General features: G+C 60.5%; 26 protein-coding genes and 1 tRNA gene. 6 read left to right on the top strand and 21 right to left on the bottom strand.

The window, feature by feature from the left end:
- Window positions 1-131: 131 nt before the first annotated feature.
- The 7 genes from ACOYQJ_RS01075 to ACOYQJ_RS01045 all read right to left on the bottom strand — a co-directional run bounded on the left by ACOYQJ_RS01075 (window position 132) and on the right by ACOYQJ_RS01045 (window position 6,063).
- A complete protein-coding gene (locus tag ACOYQJ_RS01075) occupies window positions 132-1,778 on the bottom strand; it encodes a BCCT family transporter (protein WP_422904145.1) in 1,647 nt (548 codons plus the stop codon).
- A 98-nt stretch (window positions 1,779-1,876) separates the two neighbouring features.
- Window positions 1,877-2,290: a universal stress protein gene (locus ACOYQJ_RS01070; RefSeq protein ID WP_422904144.1), complete on the bottom strand. Its 414-nt coding sequence runs from the start codon at window positions 2,288-2,290 to the stop codon at window positions 1,877-1,879.
- Between the two features lie 267 nt (window positions 2,291-2,557).
- Window positions 2,558-2,950, bottom strand: a complete 393-nt coding sequence (locus tag ACOYQJ_RS01065; protein ID WP_422904143.1) for a hypothetical protein — start codon at window positions 2,948-2,950, stop codon at window positions 2,558-2,560.
- Entirely contained in the window at window positions 2,943-3,938 is a 996-nt protein-coding gene (acuI, locus tag ACOYQJ_RS01060) for an acryloyl-CoA reductase (RefSeq protein WP_422904142.1), read from the bottom strand. Before acuI ends, ACOYQJ_RS01065 begins: the two co-directional genes overlap by 8 nt.
- Window positions 3,939-4,061: 123 nt before the next feature.
- The gene (locus ACOYQJ_RS01055; RefSeq protein ID WP_422904141.1) at window positions 4,062-4,580 is read right to left on the bottom strand and encodes a DinB family protein; all 519 of its coding nucleotides are present in this window, start codon (window positions 4,578-4,580) and stop codon (window positions 4,062-4,064) included.
- A complete protein-coding gene (locus ACOYQJ_RS01050; RefSeq protein WP_422904140.1) occupies window positions 4,577-5,284 on the bottom strand; it encodes a DUF1326 domain-containing protein in 708 nt (235 codons plus the stop codon). Before ACOYQJ_RS01050 ends, ACOYQJ_RS01055 begins: the two co-directional genes overlap by 4 nt.
- Window positions 5,275-6,063 carry a DUF2182 domain-containing protein gene (locus tag ACOYQJ_RS01045; RefSeq protein WP_422904139.1) on the bottom strand — a complete coding sequence of 263 codons (789 nt, stop codon included), beginning with the start codon at window positions 6,061-6,063 and terminating at the stop codon, window positions 5,275-5,277. Before ACOYQJ_RS01045 ends, ACOYQJ_RS01050 begins: the two co-directional genes overlap by 10 nt.
- 160 nt (window positions 6,064-6,223) lie before the next feature.
- On the opposite strand from ACOYQJ_RS01045, the gene ACOYQJ_RS01040 reads away from it, so the two are divergent.
- Complete coding sequence (locus tag ACOYQJ_RS01040) at window positions 6,224-6,700, top strand: MarR family winged helix-turn-helix transcriptional regulator (RefSeq protein WP_422904138.1); 477 nt, start codon at window positions 6,224-6,226, stop codon at window positions 6,698-6,700.
- Between the two features lie 21 nt (window positions 6,701-6,721).
- On the opposite strand, the gene tkt is transcribed toward ACOYQJ_RS01040, so the two are convergent.
- Together tkt and ACOYQJ_RS01030 are read right to left on the bottom strand one after the other, a co-directional pair.
- Entirely contained in the window at window positions 6,722-8,722 is a 2,001-nt protein-coding gene (gene tkt, locus ACOYQJ_RS01035) for a transketolase (protein WP_422904137.1), read from the bottom strand.
- A 185-nt stretch (window positions 8,723-8,907) separates the two neighbouring features.
- Window positions 8,908-8,984: transfer RNA gene (locus ACOYQJ_RS01030), tRNA-Arg, on the bottom strand.
- 138 nt (window positions 8,985-9,122) lie between these two features.
- Between ACOYQJ_RS01030 and ACOYQJ_RS01025 the strand changes: the two genes are divergently transcribed.
- Both ACOYQJ_RS01025 and ACOYQJ_RS01020 read left to right on the top strand, forming a co-directional pair.
- The gene (locus tag ACOYQJ_RS01025; protein ID WP_422904136.1) at window positions 9,123-9,980 is read left to right on the top strand and encodes a phosphate/phosphite/phosphonate ABC transporter substrate-binding protein; all 858 of its coding nucleotides are present in this window, start codon (window positions 9,123-9,125) and stop codon (window positions 9,978-9,980) included.
- Window positions 9,981-9,989: 9 nt separating this feature from the next.
- Window positions 9,990-11,807: an ATP-binding protein gene (locus ACOYQJ_RS01020; RefSeq protein WP_422904135.1), complete on the top strand. Its 1,818-nt coding sequence runs from the start codon at window positions 9,990-9,992 to the stop codon at window positions 11,805-11,807.
- Between the two features lie 52 nt (window positions 11,808-11,859).
- On the opposite strand, the gene ACOYQJ_RS01015 is transcribed toward ACOYQJ_RS01020, so the two are convergent.
- From ACOYQJ_RS01015 to iscR, 12 genes are read right to left on the bottom strand one after another with little or no spacing between them, the layout of a single operon-like run.
- A complete protein-coding gene (locus ACOYQJ_RS01015) occupies window positions 11,860-13,080 on the bottom strand; it encodes a cysteine desulfurase (RefSeq protein ID WP_422904134.1) in 1,221 nt (406 codons plus the stop codon).
- Window positions 13,073-13,660: a YIP1 family protein gene (locus ACOYQJ_RS01010; RefSeq protein WP_422904133.1), complete on the bottom strand. Its 588-nt coding sequence runs from the start codon at window positions 13,658-13,660 to the stop codon at window positions 13,073-13,075. The genes ACOYQJ_RS01015 and ACOYQJ_RS01010 overlap by 8 nt, the downstream gene beginning before the upstream one ends.
- On the bottom strand, window positions 13,657-14,154 hold the full coding sequence (locus ACOYQJ_RS01005) for a YIP1 family protein (RefSeq protein WP_422904132.1): 498 nt from the start codon (window positions 14,152-14,154) through the stop codon (window positions 13,657-13,659). The genes ACOYQJ_RS01010 and ACOYQJ_RS01005 overlap by 4 nt, the downstream gene beginning before the upstream one ends.
- On the bottom strand, window positions 14,154-15,431 hold the full coding sequence (locus ACOYQJ_RS01000) for a SufB/SufD family protein (RefSeq protein WP_422904131.1): 1,278 nt from the start codon (window positions 15,429-15,431) through the stop codon (window positions 14,154-14,156). Before ACOYQJ_RS01000 ends, ACOYQJ_RS01005 begins: the two co-directional genes overlap by 1 nt.
- Window positions 15,431-16,186, bottom strand: coding sequence for a Fe-S cluster assembly ATPase SufC (sufC, locus tag ACOYQJ_RS00995; RefSeq protein WP_422904130.1), 756 nt, complete (start codon window positions 16,184-16,186; stop codon window positions 15,431-15,433). Before sufC ends, ACOYQJ_RS01000 begins: the two co-directional genes overlap by 1 nt.
- Before the next feature lie 27 nt (window positions 16,187-16,213).
- Entirely contained in the window at window positions 16,214-16,810 is a 597-nt protein-coding gene (locus ACOYQJ_RS00990) for a hypothetical protein (RefSeq protein ID WP_422904129.1), read from the bottom strand.
- Window positions 16,807-17,490, bottom strand: a complete 684-nt coding sequence (locus tag ACOYQJ_RS00985) for an FkbM family methyltransferase (RefSeq protein WP_422904128.1) — start codon at window positions 17,488-17,490, stop codon at window positions 16,807-16,809. The genes ACOYQJ_RS00990 and ACOYQJ_RS00985 overlap by 4 nt, the downstream gene beginning before the upstream one ends.
- Window positions 17,487-17,663, bottom strand: a complete 177-nt coding sequence (locus tag ACOYQJ_RS00980) for a hypothetical protein (RefSeq protein ID WP_422904127.1) — start codon at window positions 17,661-17,663, stop codon at window positions 17,487-17,489. The genes ACOYQJ_RS00985 and ACOYQJ_RS00980 overlap by 4 nt, the downstream gene beginning before the upstream one ends.
- 1 nt (window position 17,664) lies before the next feature.
- Window positions 17,665-17,856 carry a hypothetical protein gene (locus ACOYQJ_RS00975; protein ID WP_422904126.1) on the bottom strand — a complete coding sequence of 64 codons (192 nt, stop codon included), beginning with the start codon at window positions 17,854-17,856 and terminating at the stop codon, window positions 17,665-17,667.
- Between the two features lie 45 nt (window positions 17,857-17,901).
- Complete coding sequence (gene sufB / locus ACOYQJ_RS00970) at window positions 17,902-19,443, bottom strand: Fe-S cluster assembly protein SufB (RefSeq protein ID WP_422904125.1); 1,542 nt, start codon at window positions 19,441-19,443, stop codon at window positions 17,902-17,904.
- Between the two features lie 16 nt (window positions 19,444-19,459).
- A complete protein-coding gene (locus ACOYQJ_RS00965; RefSeq protein WP_422904124.1) occupies window positions 19,460-20,503 on the bottom strand; it encodes a cysteine desulfurase family protein in 1,044 nt (347 codons plus the stop codon).
- A gap of 60 nt (window positions 20,504-20,563) precedes the next feature.
- Window positions 20,564-21,028, bottom strand: a complete 465-nt coding sequence (gene iscR / locus ACOYQJ_RS00960; protein ID WP_422904123.1) for a Fe-S cluster assembly transcriptional regulator IscR — start codon at window positions 21,026-21,028, stop codon at window positions 20,564-20,566.
- Window positions 21,029-21,203: 175 nt separating this feature from the next.
- Between iscR and ACOYQJ_RS00955 the strand changes: the two genes are divergently transcribed.
- The 3 genes from ACOYQJ_RS00955 (at window position 21,204) to ACOYQJ_RS00945 (ending at window position 22,811) form a co-directional block, all read left to right on the top strand.
- On the top strand, window positions 21,204-21,857 hold the full coding sequence (locus ACOYQJ_RS00955) for an alpha/beta hydrolase (protein WP_422904122.1): 654 nt from the start codon (window positions 21,204-21,206) through the stop codon (window positions 21,855-21,857).
- Between the two features lie 16 nt (window positions 21,858-21,873).
- Window positions 21,874-22,158 (top strand): hypothetical protein, encoded by a 285-nt coding sequence (locus tag ACOYQJ_RS00950; protein ID WP_422904121.1) that lies wholly within the window; start codon window positions 21,874-21,876, stop codon window positions 22,156-22,158.
- 86 nt (window positions 22,159-22,244) lie between these two features.
- Window positions 22,245-22,811 carry an HD domain-containing protein gene (locus tag ACOYQJ_RS00945; protein ID WP_422904120.1) on the top strand — a complete coding sequence of 189 codons (567 nt, stop codon included), beginning with the start codon at window positions 22,245-22,247 and terminating at the stop codon, window positions 22,809-22,811.
- Window positions 22,812-22,832: the final 21 nt, after the last annotated feature.

Below are 22,832 nucleotides of genomic sequence, written 5' to 3'. Positions count from 1 at the left end.
GTAGGTGACAAGGTCAACCGCTCACGCGCACGGACAGACTTACAAAGCGCATCCACGTACTTGGCTGACCGATAGCGTCGCAAAAAAGGCCCCGGGTGCGCCGGGGCCTTTTTTCGTTCTTTGTCAAAGCGTCAGTTCGCCCGGCGTTCGGCCTGAAGCCCGCGCCAGATCGCCCAGCACATGAAGAGCAGAACCACCGTAAAGGGCAACCCGGTCGAGATCACCATGGATTGCAGCGATTGCAGCCCGCCTGCCGACAGCAACAGCACAATGGCCACCGCGCCTTCGAAGATGCACCAGAACACCCGCTGCGGCACGGGCGCGTCAACCTTGCCCCCTGCCGTAATCGTGTCGATCACCAGCGAACCCGAGTCCGATGAGGTCACGAAGAAGACGATCACGAGGATGATCCCGATGAACGACGTAATCGAGGTCAAGGGCAGAACATCAAGCATCTTGAAAAGCTTGAGCTCAAGAGGGGCATCCTGCGCGACGGTATAGCCGTCGGCCACCACCTGATGAATCGCCGTTCCGCCAAACACGCTCATCCACAGAACGCAGACAAGTGACGGGATCAGCAACACGCAAATAATGAATTCCCGCACGGTCCGTCCACGCGAAACGCGCGCGATGAACATCCCGACGAAGGGCGACCAGCTGATCCACCATGCCCAGTAGAACGACGTCCAACCTTGGCTGAAGTTGACGTCCTCACGGCCCAGCGGGTTCGACAGCGCCGGCAGGTACTGCAAGTAAGCGCCAAGGTAATCGACAAAGCCGGTCAGCAGCGCCACCGTCGGCCCGACGATCAGCACAAACAACAGCAGCAAGAGAGCCAGCCCCATGTTGATCTCGGACAACACCTTGACGCCGCCATCCAGCCCCCTCACGACCGAAATCAGAGCGACCGAAGTGATCGCCGTGATCAGGATCACTTCGGTGGTCGATCCCACGGGAATGCCGAACAATTCGTTCAGGCCCGCGTTCGCCTGCGTCGCGCCAAAGCCAAGCGAAGTTGCCAGACCAAAGAGCGTCGCAAACACCGCCAGCGTGTCGATGATATGCCCCGGCCAGCCCCAGACGCGATCCCCGAGGATCGGGTAAAAGGCACTGCGGATCGTCAGCGGCAAGCCCTTGTTATAGGTAAACAAGGCCAGCGCCAGCGCCACCACGGCATAGATCGCCCAAGGGTGCAGCCCCCAATGGAAGATCGTCGCAGCAAAGGCCAGTCGGACGGCCTCGTGTTCATTTGCTCCGGCGGCGCCCAGCGGCGCCCAATCCGTGCGCACACCGTCTTCGCCGACAGCCGTGCCCCCGAAGGACGATGAGAAATGGCTCATCGGTTCGGACACGCCATAGAACATCAGGCCGATGCCCATGCCCGCCGCGAAAAGCATGGCGAACCAGCCGACATAGCTGTAATCCGGTCGCGCATCAGCGCCGCCCAACCGGACACTGCCCACCGGCAGCACGATCAGCAAAAGGCAGAAGATCACAAAGACATTCGCCGCCCCGAGAAAGAACCAGTCAAATCCCTTGGTCACGGCCCCGAACATCCATGTGAAGAACGCTCCCGCCTGTTCGGGCAACGCCAGCGTGTAGAAAACGAAGGCGATGATCGACAGCCCCGAGATCAGAAAGACCGGGTTGTGAATATCCAGATTGAAGGGACCGACGTTGGTTTCGATGTTGTCCTGTCCGATTTCGTAATCGGTCTGGATGATGTCAGAGGGGCCTTCCGGCTCTGGTATCCCCTGATCGTTTGTTGTTTCGGCCATATGAAAGGCCTCCCTGTTCCTATGTCGCGTTTCCGTTTGAAGTGGCGCATAGCGCAATATTCATCGCGCGCCTCATCGCACACACCTGAATGCGCGCGTCATCGCACGACCATGACCGAGACCTTGGCATGCCCCGCTATCGTCCCCCCGTTTGATGGCCAGATGTAGTCGGTGATGTTTGGTATGTGGCTTGCCATGATCACCAGATCGGCCCCTGTTTCTTCCACCGCCTTCATCAGCGTCGGATCCAGATCGATCGCCGGGTCATGGCTGGTCATTGCATGGGACTGAGTGGAAATCCCCCATGTCTCGGCCTGCGCATCTGCGAACTCGGACAGCTTTTGCGCGAACTCTTCGGGCGTATGCGCGATGCTGCTGGGCGTCGCGGCCGATACCCCTACATAGACCAACGTTGCGTCGTAATGCTTGGCCAAATCAGCGGCACAACTCAAAGCCCGCTCAAGCCGGCCCGCATGTGCCAGATCAACTGGCACCATGATACGTTTGAACACGTTTCCCTTCCTTCCCGATTCTCGCGGATCAGAGAAACAAACGAACCGCCTATGGCCGAAAGCTCTGCCCGCGTTTTTCGTGCGTAAGAAGATCGTTGATGCCCCCTTACCTGTCACAGCCTAGCCCAAGATCGGCCTGAATGACAAATTGACGCGCCGCTTGATGTCTCAAATGCGACCCGCCATGGCGAGTGTAACTAGTGGTGACCGCCCGGCAATCAACACCCGGCGCCTGCAAGGCAAGCACTTCGACACCGGGGACAGGGGTTACAGATCGCCGTTCAGCCACCAGACCAACAGCGCGATGGACTGCAGCGTGATCAGCAGGCTAACCGCAATCGCGACCCAGCGCCAAATCCCGGCGTCCGAGCGCGGCGCGACAATAATCACCGCCCGCGTCACCAGTGCCGAGACCAGTCCTGACAGCACAAAAAAGGCCAATATGCTGCCCCTGCCTGCTCCCGGCGCAACCGCAGGAAGTAGGACGATCAAAAGCAGCCAGAGCGGCATCAGGACAAGCTGCATGCCCAGATGCCCACCCCAAAAGGTCTCTCCCAAAGCCAGATCGCCGCGAAACAGCCGCGCGAACCAGACCGGGCGGAACATCTGGCCGCGCGCGCGGGCAATCTCTGCCAGCTCTTCCGGCGTTGGGTCAGGCATTGACGTCGACGACCACGCGGCCCCGCACCTGACCTTTCAGGATGTCTGCCCCCAGTTTGGGCAAATCCGCCAAAGTGGCGGGTTCGACCATGGCCTCCAGCTTGTCCATGGGCAGATCCTTGGCGATCCGTTCCCAGGCGCGCACACGGTTGTCATAAGGTTGCATGACGCTGTCGATCCCGAGGAGGTTCACACCGCGCAGAATGAAAGGCGTGATCAAGGCGCCCTCGATCACCGCCCCGCCGGCTAGGCCAATCGCGGCGACGGACTTGCCGTATTTCATCTGCTTCAGCACACGCCCCAGCATCGCCCCGGCCACCGCGTCGACGCATCCCGCCCAGCGCTCGCCCTCAAGCGGCTTGCGCGTCACTTCGGTCAATTCGTCCCGCGCGACGATCTCGGTGGCGCCAAGCGCCCGCAGATAGTCCTCCTGCTCCGGACGTCCGGTCACTGCCGCCACCTCAAAACCCAGGTTGGCGAGAATCGCCACCGCGACCGAGCCAACACCGCCCGCCGCACCAGTCACCAGGACCGGACCGTCCCCCGGCACCATGCCGTGGTCCTGCAAGGCCATGACCGCCAACATCGCCGTCAAGCCAGCGGTTCCAACCGCCATGGCCGCACGCGCGTCCAACCCATCCGGCAAGGGCACCAGCCAATCGGCCTTGACCCGCGCCTTTTGGGAATAGCCCCCCCAATGCGCCTCGCCCACACGCCAACCCGTCAGCACGACCTTGTCGCCGGGTTTGTAACGATCATCGCTGGAGGCTTCGACCGTCCCGGCGAAATCGATCCCCGGCACATGCGGATAGTTGCGCACAAGTCCTCCGCCCGGCCCGATGCACAGACCATCCTTGTAGTTCACTGTGGAATACTCGACCGCCACCGTAACCTCGCCCTCAGGAAGGCGATCTTCGCCGATCTCCTGAACCGAGGCGCTGGTCTTGCCGGTCTCTGCATCCTTTTCAACGATCAATGCCTTGAACATGCTCTCTCCTGTCTTTGTCAGTTTGTCCTGTCAAAATACCAAGGCCCGCGCGAGGGGCTAGCCCCTCTCTATTATGGGACGGCGGGCGGGGCGATGGGCATCAGCCCGAGCGCCGAACCGTCGTCACAGCCAAGGCCCGTCGTCGGGCATGAACGCCAGATCACTTACCGGCGCCTTTGCTCCGGCTGCGGTCAGCATGGCGTGAATCTGCCCCCGGTGATGGGTCTGGTGATTGAACATATGTATCACGCACAGCGCCTTGGGTTTTGACACTTCACGCTCCAGAGCGCCGGAATGCCAGACCAACGGCCCTGACAGCTCCACCGCGCGCAGGCGTTCAGCCCAGTGCAACAGGGCGCCATCGGTCCGAAACCGCTCTACCGCCCAGGCCGGACCATTCGCCGCCATATGCACACTCTCAGAGATCCCGCCCTGCGGTCCCTCCTGCCCGGTCAGTCGCGCCAGCCAGATCTGGTCTGCCCAGAGCAGATGATTGGCCGTCGCCAAAATCGAGCCAAAATACGCCTTGCGATCCTTGCTCAGGTCCTCTTGTCCGAGGCCGTCGAAAATCGCCTTCAACTGCTTGTTTTGCCAAGCGTTGTAACGCGCCATGGTCAGGCAGTAGTCAGGCGTGATCATCATTTCGCGGCGCCCTTCCAGTCGATGGCACAGATTTCCCCGGACTTCCCGGACAAATCCCAAACCCGGCCATAGTCGCGCACCTTGCTCTTGCCCGCCTTGGCGACGATCACATCCGGCCCCATCCAGTACCTGGTATTGGATATCATCACCGGATGCTCGGGACTGGAGCCGTCGATCATCGCGATCTCGCCCTGAATCTTGCGGCCGATGTACAGACCCCGCTTGCGGCCTTCGCGGACAATCTCGACCTTTTCGCGCTCATGCCCGATGATCGTACTGACCAGCAAGGTGAACAGTCCCGTGGTGCCGCCCGCTTCACCAGACAGGATCTTGAGCAGCCCGTTATAGGCCGTGGGTGTCGCGCGTTCATCGATGTACGCGGCCACGCGCCAGTCGCCTTCGGCCATCTTGCCGGGAATCTCGACCATAAGGCCCACGTTGATCCCGCTCAGATCCTCACCCTCGTAATGGCCTTCATCAATGGCAATCGCCATCCAGGCCTTGCAGGTGCCTTCGGTCGGGTCATGCTGGCCCAGGCTCACCACGCAGGGGCAGAACACCGTGCACGAGCAGTTGAGGAACAGCTCTCCCTTGATCGCCCAATCCGTCGAGCGCATGACGCGCCGCTTTGGATTTGGCATTCTCTGGTCAATCCGCTGTGAAACGGGCAGCTTGTCTGCGCCCGGTCGCCTGATCAAAGCCATTTTGCGCCTGCCTTTCCAAGTTCAAATGCCAACAGGGCCAGACCGCTCAACACCAGTACAATACCCGCAGGGCGGCGCAACAGCACCCCGATCTGCGGCAGCTTTTCCAGCACCATGAACAGTGTCGCCAAGCCCATCCAGGCAAGGTTCATCACCCCGCCCGCGAATCCAAGCGCCATGATGGCCCAGCAACAGCCGACACACCAAAGCCCCTGCTCACCCCCCATCCGAAGGCCGCCGACCATCCCGGGGCGAAACCTTCCAAGGAAATAGGACATCGGCGACAAACACGCGCTTTGACAGGTCATCTTGGCCTGCGACAGCTGATAGCTCCCCGCGACAATCAACAAGATCCCTTGAAACCAAACCATGGTCGCCGCGCCAAAGCGGTCCACCAACCCGGCCTTGGCCAAGGCCATCTGTACCAGCGCCGCAAGCCCAGCAAACCCCAGCCAGACCGTGCCGTAGCCCAAAACGATGCCCCACCAGCCCGCTTCGGCGCTGCCCAGACGCGCGGCAAAGCTGCGATAGGTGGTCAGCATGGGAAACAGCGTTGGCAACATCATGGCCGCGCCCATCACCGCCGACATGGTCCAAAGGCCCAAGATACCCGCGCCCTGTGCCCCGGGCCCCGCGCAGAGCGTTGCCAGAACGTCCGCAAAAGCACCCGAGCCCTCGAAAGCGCCAGCGCCGCTGCCCAACGCCATGGCATAGAGCAAAGCCCAAGCCCCGAGAACAAGGGAATAAAACGCCAGCCAACTGATATCACGAAGCGCCAAGCTCACTCCTCCCCGCGGCAACGGTTGCAAATCCGGGCGGCGGGCGCAATGGCCCAAACCCGGGACGGGGCGACATTTTCACCATCGCCAAAACCGCGTCTGGCTTGCGAGCCTTGCGGATCGGCGGCATTGTCTCGTTGCAGATGCAATGGAACACCAGATGAGCAAACCGCAAAAGCCCGACCTTCCGGATTTCGATCTGGCGCATTTCACCCCCTACCGATTGGCCGTGGCCGCGCAGCGCACCAGCGAAGAACTCGCCCGGCAATACCGCGCGCGCTTTGGCATCTCGATTCCGGAATGGCGGGTTCTTGTTCATCTCACACAGGCGCGGGATGTCTCGATAAGGGATATCGAGGCCCGCGTCGCCATGGAAAAGAGCAAGGTCAGCCGCGCCGCCACACGGCTTGAGGCACAAGGTCTGATTGCCAAACGCGTCCACGAAAGCGACCGCCGCCTGATCCGTCTTGCCCTGACGGAAAAAGGCCGCGCCCTGATGGCCGAGCTATTGCCGCTGGCCATGGACTACCAAACCCAGATCGAAGCCCGCCTTGGCGAAGCCTTCGACGCATTGGAGCAAGGCCTGAGTGGCTTGCTGAGCCAAAAAGATCACGATTGGCCGCCGAAAGGCGGGTAACCCCGCGCTGCGTCACTGCAATCAGAGACGGTCCTCTGCCGCCGCAGCCACGGCTTCGGGGGTGATGCCGAAATGCTTGTACAGGTCCGGATAATCCCCCGAGGCGCCAAAGCTGTCCATCCCGATAAAGGCGCCGTCCGGCCCGATATAGCGATCCCATCCAAGGCGCACCGCAGCTTCGACTGCAACGCGCACCGTATTCGCAGGAAGGATAGAGGCGCGATACGCCGGGTCCTGCGCTTCGAACAGCTCCCAGCAGGGCATGGAGACCACGGCGGTCGGGATGCCCTTGGCCTGCAGCAGATCACGCGCCTGAATCGCGATCGAAACCTCGGACCCGGTCCCAATCAGGGTTACACGGCGCGCCCCGCCTTCGGCTTCGGCCAAAACATAGGCGCCCTTTTCCGTGCGGTTTTCCGACGAGGCGTCGTCGCGCAGCAGCGGAATACCCTGACGTGCGCAGATGATCGAGGTCGGGCCGGTTTTGTGTTTCAACCCAAGCTCCCAGGCTTCGGCCATCTCGACCGCATCCGCCGGGCGGATCGTCCACATATTGGGATAGGCCCGCAGCGAGGCGAGATATTCCACCGGCTGGTGCGTCGGACCGTTCTTGCCAATCCCGATGCTGTCATGGCTAAAGACGAACAGTCCGGGGATCCGCATCAGCGCCGCCATGCGCAAGGTGTGACGCAGATAGTCCGAAAATACGAGAAAGGTCGTCCCCACCGAGACGATCCCGCCATGCGCCGTCATGCCGTTCATCATCGCCCCCATGGCGAATTCGCGCACGCCATAGTGGATGTAGCGCCCGCCGCGATCTGTCGCAGTGAACGGCGCCAATTGCCGTTTGTGCTGGGTCGCGGCCTCAAGATCGGGGGCGCCTGATATCAGTTCCGGGATGGTGCCCGCCAGCGCCGCAAGCATCTCGCCAGAGGCGCGAATGCCGGCTTTTTCACCGCCCTCGGCGAGAAAGGTTTTCTTGGCGTCCAGAATGGTCTGCTCCCAGCCTTCTGGCAAATCGCCCGCCATGACGCGCTCCCACTCGGCGCGGTCCGCGGGCGACATGGCCTCGACACGCGCCTGCCACCGAGAACGCTCCAAAGCACCGCGCCGCCCCGGCTTGGCCCAGCCTTCATAGATCGCCTGCGGCACCTCGAAGGGTGCGTGCGGCCAGTTCAGGAATTGGCGCGCCGCGTCCGTATCCTCAGAGGTGATCTTGCCGCCATGCGCGACCCGGTGATCCTGAATGCGCGGAATGCCAAAGCCGATCAGCGTGCGGCACGCAATCATCGACGGGCGCGGGTCGGACTTGGCCACCGCGATGGCCTGCGCCACAGCCTGCGCGTCGTGGCCATCCACCCGCTGCACATGCCAGTGATTGTTTTCGAACCGGACGACCTGATCCTCGGACACCGCCTGATCGGTGGGCCCGTCGTCGGTCATCTGGTTGTCGTCCCACAGCCAGATCAGCTTGCCCAGTTTCAGATGCCCCGCCAAGGCGATCACCTCGGCCGAGATCCCCTCCATCAAGCACCCGTCACCCGTATAGGCATAGGTATAGTGATCGACGATCCCATCGCCGAAACGGTGGTTCAGGATACGCTCGGCCACGGCCATGCCGACGGAGTTCGCGATCCCCTGTCCCAAGGGCCCCGTGGTGGTTTCGATCCCGGCGTGAATGTCAAACTCGGGGTGACCGGCGGTATGACTGCCCAGAACCCTGAACGATTTGATCTGCTCAAGGTCGATCTTGTCGTATCCCGCCAGATGCAGGGCCGAATACAGCAGCATCGAGCCATGCCCGGCTGAATGCACAAAACGGTCCCGGTCCGGCCAGTCGGGCGCCTTGGGATCGAACTTCAACGCCTGGGTGAACAGTGCCGTTGCGATATCCGCGCCGCCCATCGGCGTTCCGGGATGACCGTCATCCGCCCGAACAATCGCATCCATCGACAAAAAGCGCATGGCATTGGCCAACAACCGCAGATCCGTCTCACTCTCGGTCTTGTCCTGAATATTCATCCTATGCATCCTTTTGGCGGGCCGTGGCTGTCCGGCCTTGATTAGTCAATATCGACGGCACCGGCAAAGAAGAATGGCTTAAGGGTTTGCGAAGCGGGGCTTCATCAATTTGTCGGAAACGCCATTCACAGGCGAGCAAAACGCCCCAATGACCCGCTTGAAAATAATAGCAATCTGAGAGGATTTGGCGCACCCGAGAGGATTCGAACCTCTGGCCTCTGCCTTCGGAGGGCAGCGCTCTATCCAGCTGAGCTACGGGTGCTTACTTGCGCGTCTATACCCGCCCTTCCCTGACCCTGCAAGACGTAACCTGTCGGCAAAATTCGCTTGGCTTTCTTAGCAGATTAGAAAACATCTGTTGCTAGGTTCCCGCCGATGCTCAACCGCGCGGAGACTGCCTATGGTCGCCCTGAAATCGTTATGCGTTCGAACCTTGTGCCTGCTGGGGATCGTGCTGGCCGGATTGCCAAGCCCTTCGCCTGCGCAGCAAAGTTACAGCTTTGGCATCGTTCCACAATTCGAAGCACGGCGGTTGTCCGAAATCTGGTTGCCCATATTGGCCGAGTTGAAAAAGCGCACCGGATACCATTTTCGCATGGTCGGATCGCCAAGAATTCCCGAATTCGAAGCCGCCTTCGTGCAAGGGGCCTTCGATTTCGTGTACCTCAACCCTTACCACGCTCTGGTGGCAGGTTCGGAGCAAGGCTATGAGGCGATTGTGCGCGACGGCGGCCGCGAATTGTTTGGCGTTCTGGTCGTTCGAAAGGATTCGCCCTACCAGACCGTTGCGGATCTTGAGGGGCAAGCTATCGCCTTTCCGGCGCCCAATGCTCTGGGGGCAGCACTCTTGATGCGGGCCGATCTGACGCGGAATTTTGGCCTGCACTACACGGCATCTTATGTGGCGACACACAGTTCGGCCTATTTGAACGTCATCCTTGGCGAAGCGGCGGCAGCTGGCGGTGTAATGGCAACCCTGCAACGACAAGAGCCCTATGTTCGGGATCACCTGCGTGTGCTTTACGAAACCACGCGCGTGCCGCCCCACCCCATCACCGTACATCCGCGTGTCCCGCGAGAGGTGGCCAATGCCGTGCAACAGGCCTTTCTGGATATGGCAGACACCGAGGAAGGCGCTGCCCTGCTTGCAAAAATTCCGATGCGCAAAGCTGCAAAAGCCAGCCAACAGGACTACGAGATCCTGCGAGATCTACGGTTGGAGGACTTCTTTGTTTCCCCGCCCAAGACCGAAGGCTGAGGACAAGCCTTGCGTCGTTCAATCTGGACAATCCGCAGAACGATGATCGCGGTCGTTCTGGTCGTGTCGCTGGCTTTGGCGGCGGCCTTCAACTATCTTTGGATGCCACGCATCACCACCGTGATGGTCGAAGCCCAGTCCAGCGAAGTCGAGCGGCAATTGGACGTGATCATTGATGCCTTGCTGCCTTTCTTGCTGTCCCGGCAATATGGCGCCATTCACGAGACTCTGACCAGCATCAAAGCCCGCAATGTCAATTGGGTCGATGTCCGCCTTGTCGATGCAAACGGCCGGCAATTGTACCCACTGCAACAGGTCGATTTATCCCCCTCGCCCCAAACCATCCGGCTTCAGCGCGAGATTTCCATGCGTGGCTCGTCCGCCGGGCGGATCGAAGCGGTGGTGGATATCAGTGCGCATCTTGCGCGACTGGCAGAAGAAACGGAAAGGCTGGGCCGGGCGGCCACGGCCGCGATCCTTTTGCTGATGACACTTGTGACCGTTACGATTGACCGCATGGTGATCCACCGGGTCAAGCTGTTGGGCGATGCCGCCGATCAAATGGCGCAGGGCAATTTCACTGCCAAGGTTCCGGACAGCCGCGCAGATGAAGTGGGCCACTTGACTGACAGTTTTTCCGCCATGCGGCAACAGATTGCCCAACAAACCTCGGCCCTGAAGGCCGCGCGACAGGAGGCCGAGGCCGCATTGCAGGCCAAGTCTCAGTTTCTGGCCCGAATGAGTCACGAAATCCGCACCCCCTTGAACGGCGTCATCCCCGTCGCAGCTCTGTTGAGCGAGGCCGACATGGACCCGGTGCACAAACAGCAGGTCGAAATCATCAAGGAATCCGGAAAAGCCCTGCTTTCGATTGTCGACGATATTCTTGATCTCTCAAAATTCGAGGAAGGTCGGCTGGAATTGCAGAAAGAGCCTGTCTCGATCAAAGGTTTGATTGTTGGTGTCGTTCGTATCCTTTCGATCTCGGCCGAGAAAAAGGGCTTGAAGCTGCGTGCTGAAATCGCGGGCGATCTTCATAATGCCAGCATCGTTGGCGACGAGGATCGGCTGCGGCAGGTGCTGATCAATCTGGCGGGCAATGCCATCAAGTTTACCCAAAATGGCTCTGTCACGATCAAGGCGGACCCCGGAAAGGTCGGTCAAATGAATTGCGTGACCTTCTCGGTCTGCGACACCGGGATCGGCATCGCCGTCGAGGATCATGATCGCATCTTTGAACGCTTCGAACAGGCCGAAGGTGGGCGCAACCGGCGCTTTGGCGGCAGCGGCCTTGGCCTTGCAATCTCGCAATCGCTGATCGAGGCGCATGGCAGTCAGATCGACGTGACCAGCACACCGGGCCAGGGCAGCACATTCAGCTTTTCCCTTGTCGGCCAAATCCTGCAAGATACCAAGCTTGTTCAACCGCTCAAGCAGTCGGAGTGCGCACCAGTTCTGGATAGTTTTTCCGGCGCGCGCGCCTTGATCGTTGATGACAATGCCACCAACCGGTTTGTCGCAAAGGCGATAATGAAGCGCATGGGGTTTGAAGTTGATCTCGCCGAAAACGGATTTGAGGCTGTGCAGACCGTCGGCCAGACAAGCTATGACGTGGTGCTGATGGATATGCATATGCCGCAGATGGACGGATTGGAGGCAACACGTCGGATACGGGCCATGGATGGACCGCAAAAGGGCGTCAGGATTATCGCTCTCAGTGCCAGCGTGTTGTCGGAAGACCTTCGCAAGTGCGAGAATGCTGGCATGGATGGCTTTGTCGCCAAACCGCTCTCGGCGATGGATTTACGCGCGGCCCTGACAGTTTGACCGATGCAGGCGACCAGTCAAGTCGCCCGCATCTGAGAAATCTTTCAAAGTCTCAGGCGAACAGGTCGTGTGCCAGTTCCAAGGCATCGATCAGAACGTCCACTTCGTCGGTCGTGTTATACAGCCCGAAGGACGCCCGGCATGTGGCACTGACCCCAAGATGGTCCATCAGCGGCCCGGCGCAATGGTGCCCCGCCCGGACTGCCACCCCTTTCTTGTCGAGGATCGTCGAAATGTCATGCGCATGCGCCGCCCCCTCCATAGTGAAGGAAAAGATCGCCGCCTTGTCCGCAGTGGTGCCTTGCACGTTGAGCCAGTTCAGCCCGTCCAGCTTGGTCCGGGCATAATCGCGCAGCGCTGTTTCATGGGCAGCGATGTTGTCCATCCCCAAATCCATCATGTACTCAAGCGCCACGCCAAGACCGATCTGCTGAACAATTCCCGGCGTGCCCGCTTCGAATTTCATCGGTGGATCGTTGTATGTGACTTCGTCCTTGTGGACCTCGCGGATCATGTCGCCTCCGCCAAGGAAGGGGCGCATCTCGTCCATACGGGCGCGCTTGATCCAGATCGCCCCCGAGGCCGAGGGGCCATAGAGTTTATGCCCGGTGATCGCATAGAAATCACAGCCGATGTCGGCTACATTGACCGGCATATGCACCGCCGCCTGAGAGCCATCGACCAGAACGGGAACGCCCTTTTCGCGCGCCGCCGCGCAGATCGCCTTGACGTCGACCACGGTGCCCAGAACGTTGGACAGATGGGTGATCGCGACCAGTTTGGTCTTGGGACCAATGGCGTCGATCACCTTTTGAGTGTCCAATGCGCCCGTCGCATCGACGTCCACCCACTTCAGCGCAACCCCTTGGCGTTCGCGTAGAAAATGCCAAGGCACGATGTTGGCGTGATGCTCCATGACCGACAGGACAATCTCATCGCCGGCCTGCATCTGCGGCATGGCCCAGCCGTAGGCGACGAGGTTGATGCCCATCGTAGTGCCCGTGGTATAGACCACCTCTTCCGGGTCCGGCGCACCCAGAAACCGCGCCACGGTCTCGCGCACGCCTTCGTATTTCTCGGTCGCGAGGTTTGAAAGGTAATGCAGCCCGCGGTGGACGTTGGCGTATTCCTCGGCATAGCCGCGGGTCACCGCGTCGATCACGACCTGCGGTTTCTGCGCGCTGGCACCGTTGTCGAGGTAGACAAGCGGCTTGCCGTTCACTTGGCGCGACAGGATCGGAAAATCGCGGCGGATCTCGGTGACGTCATACATATCCAGTAAGTCCGGTTGGGGTGAACCCGAGAAGGCTCAGTAGAATGGAAAGGCCGATTGCCATCGCGATCAGCCCGAAGATCATCACCATGACCGACTTGCCCGCGCTGGCCAACGCATGTGCCTCGTCGATGAAATTCACGGTGATATAGGCCCCTACCGCCGTGGCGGCAAAGACCAAAAGGCTGCTCAATCCCGGCGCCAGCGGCAAGACGAGGCTGAACACAACCTGAACCGCAACGCTGAGCGCCTGAAGCCAGATCAGCAATAGCGCCATGTCCTGAAAGCGTGCCGTGCCGCCAAACATCCGCCCGCCCCATGTAAAACAAAGGATGGTAGCGAACAGCACCACGGCCCGGATCGCCATCAACGACAAAGGATTGCCGAGCAGGCCAAGCGCCACGTTCGGCGGCGACAGCACCAGCGACACGGAAAAGACCAGCGCATTGCCGACCACCACAAGGGCAAACCCCAGCACCAGCGCCTCGCGCGGCAGGCGCAGTGACAGCAGCAAACGCGCCACCTCGCGCGGGGCGGTCACGGTTTGCAGGGCCAGGCGCAGGAACCCTTCGAGCGTCATGCGGCAACCCCAGCGCCATAGCGATGCGCGGCCACCATGCCCCGCCACCAGAACCACGCGAAGACAGCGAACCAGACAACGCCGACAAGGGTCAGTCCCGGCCCGGCCCCGATGAACCCGGCAACCAATCCGTTCAGCAACACCAGCGGCGTTGAGGCAAGCAGCGCCCAGAACAGCACCAGCCGCGCCGCGTAACCGCTGCCTTGCCAGCCCAGAGGTTTGCCGATCACACCAACCAGAAAAGCGATGAAATACAGCAGCAGGGGAAAAAGAAAAACAGTGGCCAGCAAGGTGCCGCCCAAGAGCATGTTCAGCTCTTCGCCGGTCAGATGCGCTTGCCGCGCCAGAGCAGGCCAACGCGCCACGAAAAGGATCACGCAGGCGGCCATCAGCATCGCCAGCAGCCGGTCCTCCCGAGGACCCGCCGCCAGCAGGCGCGACACAACCTTGCCCGGCCCCCGGTAGGTGGCCACGATGTCCTGCGTCACAGGCATCAGCCGCGCCGACGCTCCAACCACGCCGCGACACGGGCGTTGATTTCCTCTTGCAGGCTTTCGTCTTCGACCTCCTGAACGGCTTCAGCAATAAAAGCGATGACCATCAAGTCCTCGGCGATGCCGCGCGGGATGCCGCGGGCGCGCAGGTAGAACAGGCTGTCCTCGTCGATCGCGCCAGAGGTCGATCCATGCGAGCAGGCCACATCGTCGGCATAGATTTCCAGTTCCGGCTTTGCCAGAAACTGGCTGTCATCATCCAACAAAAGGCTTTGCGAGATCTGGTAGCCGTCGGTTTTCTGGGCGTCCGGCTTCACAAGGATCTTGCCTTGGAACACACCGGTCGCGCCGTTGCGAAGCACTTTCTTGAACACCTGGCGGCTTTCGCAATTCACCGCATCATGGGTGATGAAAACCGTGTCGTCGTGGTGGAAATCGCCATCGCCCATGCAGGCACCAGCGATATGCGCCACAGCATCATCGCCCGTCAGTTCAACCACGCATTCGTTGCGCGTCATCACACCATTGGCGGTCAGCGTGAAGGTCTTGAAGATGCTTTCTGCCCCCAGCCGCGCAAAGATATGCGTGGCGGCGCGGCGTTCGTGATCGCGCCCTTGGGTGCGGACGTGATGCAGGGTGCCGGTATCTGCGATATCGACCTCCATCACCTTGTTGAAGCGCGCGGCGGCGGGACCGTTTTCAAGGATCGTCACCTCGGCATCAGTGTCCACCTTGACAACATGGTGCAACATCGCGTCCGAGGTTTCGGATTTGTGCTGATAGATCAGATTGATCGGTTTCGAGACCTTCCCGGTCACATGGATCAACAACCCGTCGGTTGCAAAGGCGGTGTTCAGCGCGGCAAGCGGACGGTCAACGGGTGTTTGGCCGTTGCTCTCCAACACGCCGTAAATATCCTTGGCCCAATGGATATCGGGGGCATCGGCCAGACGGTCGATGCTGAGCCCCTCAAGGCTCAGATCGTCCGAGGCTTCGGCGTCAAAAACGCCATCGACAAAGACGACCTTCAGGCGATCGACACCGTCGAAGATCGGCGTTTCCTCCCCGTCAAACAGCGAAGCTTTGGGCACCTCGGCCGAGATCAGGGTCTCGGGACGGGTGTATTTCCAGTATTCATCGCGCGCGCCCGGCAGACCCATGGCACGCAGCCGCGCCAGCGCCTCTTTGCGGGCGGGGGCAGACCAACCGCCAGTTGGCAGGGTCAGCGCCGCGATCCGCGCCTCGGTGGCATCGGTTTTCGGTTGCGTCACAGCCATTATGCGTTCTCCGACATCAGATCTGCATAGCCTTCATTTTCGACTTCAAGCGCCAACTCAGGGCCGCCGGTCTTGATGATCCGGCCATTCGCCATGATGTGCACCACGTCGGGTTTGATGTGATCCAGCAGGCGCTGATAGTGGGTGATCACCAGAAAGGAGCGCCCTTCGCTGCGCAGCGCGTTCACGCCGTCGGCCACCAGCTTCATCGCGTCCACGTCAAGACCCGAGTCGGTCTCGTCCAGGATACACATCTTGGGTTCCAGCATGGCCATCTGCAGGATTTCGTTGCGCTTCTTTTCACCACCCGAAAAGCCGACGTTGACCGGGCGTTTCAGCATATCCGCGTCGATCTTCAGATCCTTGGCCTTGGCGCGGATCTCTTTGAGGAACTCGGCGGCGGACATTTCCTCTTGGCCGCGCGCCTTGCGCTGCGCGTTCACCGCAGTGCGCAGGAAGGTCATGTTGCCAACGCCGGGGATTTCCACCGGGTATTGGAAAGCAAGGAACAGACCGGCGGCAGCGCGCTCCTCGGCCTCCATATCCAGCAGCTCTTCGCCCAGCAAAGTGGCGCTGCCTTCGGTGACTTCATAGCCGTCCTTGCCGGACAACACATAAGACAGCGTCGATTTCCCCGACCCGTTCGGCCCCATGATCGCGTGCACTTGGCCGGTCTCGACGGTCAGGTTCACACCTTTGAGGATTTGCTTGTCCTCGTCTTCAAGTTTGACGTGCAGGTTCTTGATTTCCAGCATGTTTCTTTCCCTTGTCCTTGGCGCGGCTCAGGGCCGCAGCATGAAGTTGACCAGCCAGAGCAGGCGCTCGGGCGGAATGGCTTGCGGGGTCACATGGAATTGCGCCATGCGCCCGGTGATCTTCGGAGAGCCGAGGAATTCCTCGACCCGGTGATAATGTTTGCGTTGCACATAGTCGTCAAAGAAGACCTCGACAGGCTTTTTCGACAGAAAGGCCGCTGACAGCGCGCAGGCTTGGCGAAAGCGGCCATCAACCAGCACCACGTCCGGCTGTTTGAATTCAGGCAGCCCCCAGACCTCCAGCGCGTAACGGGGATAGCGCTGAAATTCGCTGTGATCGACGGGGTGCCCCCACTCTTTCGTAGCGCCGATGTCCGACCAGATGATATCCACCTCGGTGCCCGAGGCAGGCTGGTTGGCGGCCATATAGCCGCGCATCATCAAGGCCCAATCCTTGTCGGATTCCACCGAAAACACCGATTTTCCGGGCATTTCCGACGCCATGACCGTTGACCCACCCGAGCCATATTCCAGGATCACATCGGCCTTTTCATAGGCGGCGTGCAGCAGTGCGGCCTCGGCCTCCGGCAGGGTCAGCTCCGGGCGCGTAATGGTATCGTTCATGCGCGCCCTCCCTCGAACTGAACCAAGTAATTTGCGTTGGCCTGCTGATGCTTGGCTTCGAAAATGACAGCGTAGCCATGTGTACGGCACCAGTCTTTGAAAGCCGCGTCATTTTCCACATCGACCTCGACAAACAGCGCAGGACGCTGCGCCGAGATCACCGCCTCAAACCCGGAAAGCACAAGCATTTCCATGCCTTCGACGTCGATCTTGATCAGGTCAACCTGCTCGCCCGTGAACAGATCGTCACCCCGGTGAACCTCGATATCGCCGCCCTTTTTCAATTGGGCCGCACCAAGGTTCTTGCCACGGCTGTGCACGGCAAAGCCGCCCTCGGCGCGATCCGAAAGCCCGATGCCAAGTGCGCCCAGATCAATGACATCACCCAGCCCGTTGGCCTGCACATTGGCGCGCAGGGCCTCGATCGCCTGCGGGTTCGGCTCGATACAGGTCACCTTGGCCGCGCCCATGAGCGTCGCGAAATAGAGCGCATGGTTGCCGACATTGGCCCCCACGTCGATCACATGCGCACCCTTGGGCACAATCCCTGCAAGCCGGTCCAGATCAGCGCGTTCATAGAACTTGCCCACCCGGTGACGCCCCTGAATCGGGCAACCTTCGGCGTTGAGGTGAAAGACGAAATCCCGCCCCTCGATATGAGCCGTGACCTGCTGCATCATCCACGGCGCCCCAGAATGATCTGCGCAAAGAGGCTGCCCAGAAATCCCGACAGGAAAGCCAGGGCAATGGCCGCGCTCATCGGCAGCGCCTCGGTCACGGCATCCACGACCAGAGCGAACAGCGCGCAGAACACGCCCGTCACAACCGAGGTCATCAACACCGCCCAAGCCATCTTACATCACTCCCGCAACGACGGCCGCCACCAGCCAAGCCGCAAAGCCAACCAGTACGGCGGTCTTCCAGACAGATCCCTGCACCAGACCGTCAGTCTTGCCGGACCGTGCCCGCAGGCCAAAGCCGATCAAGGTGCCGACAAAGACGCCGACACCGATCCCGGCTGTCTGATGAATTGCCTCAGCGAACATCGCGCGGCCCCTTTTCGTCAGGCGGGGCTGCCCCCGCCTTCGCGATTATCCCACCGATCCTTCCAGCGAGATGGCTACCAATTGCTGCGCCTCCATAGCGAATTCCATCGGCAAGGCCTGAAGCACTTCGCGGCAGAACCCGTTGACCACAAGCGCGACGGCCTCTTCTTCGTCCATGCCACGCTGGCGGCAATAGAACAGCTGGTCGTCGTCGACCTTCGACGTCGTCGCTTCGTGCTCCACCCGGCTGCTGTTGTTCTTGACCTCGATATACGGCACCGTATGCGCCCCGCATTTGTCGCCGATCAGCAGGCTGTCGCACTGGGTATAGTTGCGCGAATTCTTCGCCTTGGGGTGCATCGACACCAGCCCGCGATAGGTGTTCTGCGCCACCCCTGCACTGATCCCCTTCGAAACGATGCGCGACCGCGTATCTTTGCCCAGATGGATCATCTTGGTGCCTGTGTCGGCCTGCTGGTGATTGTTGGCGATGGCGATGGAATAGAACTCGCCCTGAGATTCGTTGCCGCGCAGGATGCAGGACGGGTATTTCCACGTCACAGCCGATCCGGTTTCAACCTGCGTCCACATCACCTTGGCCCGATCACCGCGGCAATCAGCGCGCTTGGTGACAAAGTTGTAGATGCCGCCCTTGCCGTTTTCATCGCCAGGGTACCAGTTCTGAACGGTGGAATATTTCACCTCGGCGTCTTCTTCGATGATGATTTCCACCACCGCCGCATGCAATTGCGCGGTGTCGCGCTGGGGCGCGGTGCACCCTTCGAGGTAGGACACATAGCTGCCCTTGTCGGCGATGATCAAAGTCCGCTCGAACTGGCCGGTGTTCTCGGCGTTGATGCGGAAATAGGTCGACAGCTCCATCGGGCAGCGCACGCCCGGCGGCACGTAGACAAACGAGCCATCCGAAAAGACCGCGCTGTTCAGAGTGGCATAGAAGTTGTCCGACACCGGTACGACGCTGCCAAGGTACTTCTTGACCAGTTCGGGGTGCTCGCGGATCGCCTCGGAGATGGAACAAAAGATGACACCCGCCGCCTTCAGTTCCTTCTGAAAGGTCGTACCAACCGAAACCGAGTCAAAAACCGCATCAACCGCCACGCGGCGCTCTTCTCCGCCGCCCACGCGGGCCTCGGCAGGCGCGGCATCCGCGCCTTCGACACCGGCAAGGATCATCTGTTCCTTCAGCGGAATCCCCAGCTTTGCATAGGTTTCCAGCAGCTTGGGATCGACGTCATCCAGCGACTTGGGCTTTTCCATCATCGATTTCGGACGCGCATAGTAATACTGGTTCTGAAAATCGATCTCGGGGTACTCAACCATCGCCCACTTCGGCTCGGTCATTTTCTTCCAACGGTCAAAGGCGGCCAGACGCCACTCGGTCATCCATTCCGGCTCTTCGTTCTTGTCCGAGATCAGGCGCACGATATCTTCGGACAGCCCTTTGGGGGCATATTCCATCTCGATCTCGGTGTTCCAGCCGTGCTTGTACTGGCCAGCGGATTTGACGGCATCCACAGTTTCCTGATCGACGCCTTCCTTGACGTTGACTTCATCCAGAATTTTCATTCGCGTTTCCTCTCGGTCAGGCTACCCGCGCACGGTGCCTTTGGTATTTCTGAGCCCATGCTTCCGCGAAGCGCAGGATTTCGTCCTCGGTGGTGGATGGCCCAAGGCTCACCCGGATGGCGCTGCTGGCCACCGTGTCGTCGTATCCCATGGCGCGCATCACCCGGCTTGCCCGGACCTTGCCGCTTGAGCAGGCAGACCCGGCGCTGATGGCAAAGCCCGCAAGGTCCATCTGCATCACCTGTGTCTCGCCCTTCCAGCCCGGAAGCGCAAAACAAGAAGTGTTCGGGAGTCGCACCGCAGATTTCCCGACAAAAATAGTCTCTTTAGCAGAAGCCTCAATAGCTTTTTCTAGAATATTTCTAAGTTCTGCCACACGCCCCCAAACTCCGGCATCCATATCACGCGCCGCAGCCTCGGCAGCAGCGCCGAATCCGGCAATACCGATGACGTTTTCGGTGCCAGATCGACGCCCCATTTCCTGCCCGCCGCCCTTGATTTGCGCCGCCAGATCGGTGCCGCGCTTGATCACCAGAGCGCCGATGCCCTTGGGCCCGCCCAGTTTATGGGCCGAGAGCAAGGCCATCTCGCAGCCCATCCAGTTGAACGCCACCGGCAGCTTGCCAAAGGCCTGGGTGGCATCGACCACGGCCAAACCCTGCGGCAGATCCTGCACCACTCCGGTCTCGGAATTGGCGGCCTGCAAAGCTGTTCGCTCGGGTGCAGTCACCGAAACGTGCCCCATCTGGTCCACAGGTAAACTCGATTCGATCCAGGCGACGACGGCGTCATGCTCGATATCCGCGCCCAGCAGCCCGCGCCCCGCACAGGCCAAAGCCGCTGCCTCGGTCGCCCCCGACACGAAAATCACATCCGCACCGTCGGCGCCAAAGGCCGTGGCGACCTGCGCGCGGGCGCGTTCAACCAAACCCTTGGCGGCGCGCCCTTCGGCATGGACCGACGACGGGTTGCCCACCAGATCCATGGCCGCAATCATCGCTTCCCGCGCTTCTTGCCGAAGCGGGGCGGTGGCATTCCAATCCAGATAGACCCGGCTCATCCAATCCCCCTTTGGACCAACGCCGCCCTTGTCCCAATGGTTTCACAAGGCCCGGCAGCGTCACCGATCATCGTCGACCACCGAAAAGATCGAGGGCACAGCCGGACAAGGGGCAAGCGTGTTGTCCACCACATCCGACAGTCGCGTTTGGTGCAAAAACACGTATACCTGCGCGGACAGGCTTTGCCACAGGCGGTTCGACAGCGATTGTGCCCGCGATCCCGACGCCCCGCCCGAGGCTCCGGCGCCTTTGTGCATGGCATCCACGGTCTCATCGACCGCCGCCAAAACATCCACGACGCGGATGTCGCTGGTCGAGCGCGCCAGCCGATAACCGCCCCCCGGCCCGCGCACCGAATCCACCAGACCAGCGCGGCGCAGCTTGACAAAAAGCTGCTCAAGGTAAGGCAACGAGATGTCCTGACGCTTCGAGATATCGCCCAGCGTCACCAAAGAGCCATCGGCTTGCAGCGCGATATCGGTCAGCGCGACCATGGCATACCGCCCCTTTGTGCTTAACTTCATCCGCAAATCCCCCCGCGCAACCACATTAGACAAGGTCAAGACAATTGACCTTGGCCCTCTGATTGCCTATCTGCAATCCAGCCCGAACCGGCATTTCGCCGATTTAGAACTTTTCTAAGGTGTCCGAGCAAATTCGTCAAGAATTCTGCCGCGCCGAATGAGGAACACTCGCCCTATGCCCGAGGTCATCTTTCCCGGACCCGAAGGCCGCCTTGAAGGCCGCTACCACCCGCAAAAAGACCGTGACGCGCCGATTGCCATCGTTTTGCACCCGCATCCGCAGTTTGGCGGGACGATGAACAACAAGGTCGTCTACAATCTGCACTACGCCTTTTATAACATGGGCTTTACCGTGCTGCGCTTTAACTTCCGCGGCGTTGGCCGCAGTCAGGGCGAATACGATCAGGGCGTGGGTGAGCTGTCCGATGCCGCCTCGGCGCTGGATTACCTGCAGTCGATGAACCAAAACTCCAAGCATTGCTGGGTCGCCGGCTTCAGCTTTGGCGCCTGGATCGGGATGCAGCTGTTGATGCGCCGTCCCGAGATCACCGGCTTTGTGTCCGTGTCGCCGCCGGCGAACATGTACGACTTTTCCTTCCTTGCGCCCTGCCCGGCCTCTGGCCTGATCATCAATGGCACCAACGACCGTGTGGCCCCGCCCGCCGACACCCGCGCCTTGGTGAACAAACTGCACGAGCAGAAGGGCATTACCGTCACCCATGACGAGATCGAAGGGTCCGGCCACTTCTTTGAAGAGCCACATATGGATACGATGATCGGCAACGTCACAGGCTACGTGAAACGCCGCCTGACCGAGACCACCCGCTAAACGAAGAGGCCCGCCCATGGCTGATGTCCTGACAGATCTGGCTGACAAACTGGCCTCTGACACGATCAAGGCAATGGACGCACTGGATGACGACCAACTGTACGAACAGGTGGCCAAGGTGCTGGGGGCCTCTTCGCAAACCGCTGAAGAGGCTTACCTCACCTCGATCCGGATTCGCCTTGCGGAACGGCGTGGGCGGCAGTTCCTGACCGACCATGTGAAGGCCGCGCTTGAGGCCAAGAAACGCGGCGAAGCGATCCCCGAGGCGCTGGCCCCCGGTTCGGACAACGAGAACCTGTAAGGTCCGGCCAGCCCTTGCCTGCGGCGGGAATTCAGGCCATCCATGGGCTTATGAGCCACTCTGACATTTCCCGACTTGACGCCCAAATGAGTTTTCTAATGGAAGCGGATCGATTGAAATCCGTGAACCGTGCCTCGCGGCTGGCCACGGGCGAACGGTTTGAAAACTCGGCCGAGCACAGCTGGCATGTCGCGCTCTTCGCAATGACGCTTTCCGATCAGGCCCCCGAGGGGTGCGATGTCGCGCGGGTCATCCAGATGCTTTTGCTGCATGATCTGGTCGAGATCGACGCCGGTGATGCGCCGGTCTTTGGCGATCACGACAACGCCGCGCTGTCAAAGGCCGAAAGCGCCGCCGCAGACCGGATATTTGGACTGTTGCCGCCGGATCAGGCTGCAAAATTCCGCGCGATCTGGGATGAGTTCGAGGCAAATGAGACGCCCGAGGCTCAGTTTGCCAAATCGCTCGACCGGTTTGTGCCGCCCAATTTGAACATCGCCAATGGCGGTGGCTCGTGGAAGGACTATGGAGTCGGTTGGGGCACCTTCGAAACCCGCGTCGGCGCGAAGATCCGCAATGGCGCCCCCGGGTTGTGGGATTGGATTGCGCCGCGCGCAAAGGCAATGATCGACCGTCTGGCGCGCGGCGGTTAGGGGCGCGCGGGCTTTGCGCCC

Source organism: Pacificoceanicola algae (assembly GCF_049341065.1).
GTDB lineage: Bacteria > Pseudomonadota > Alphaproteobacteria > Rhodobacterales > Rhodobacteraceae > Pacificoceanicola.
Note: the sequence above shows the minus strand (reverse complement) of the source record. Positions and strands in the feature narration are given on the sequence as shown.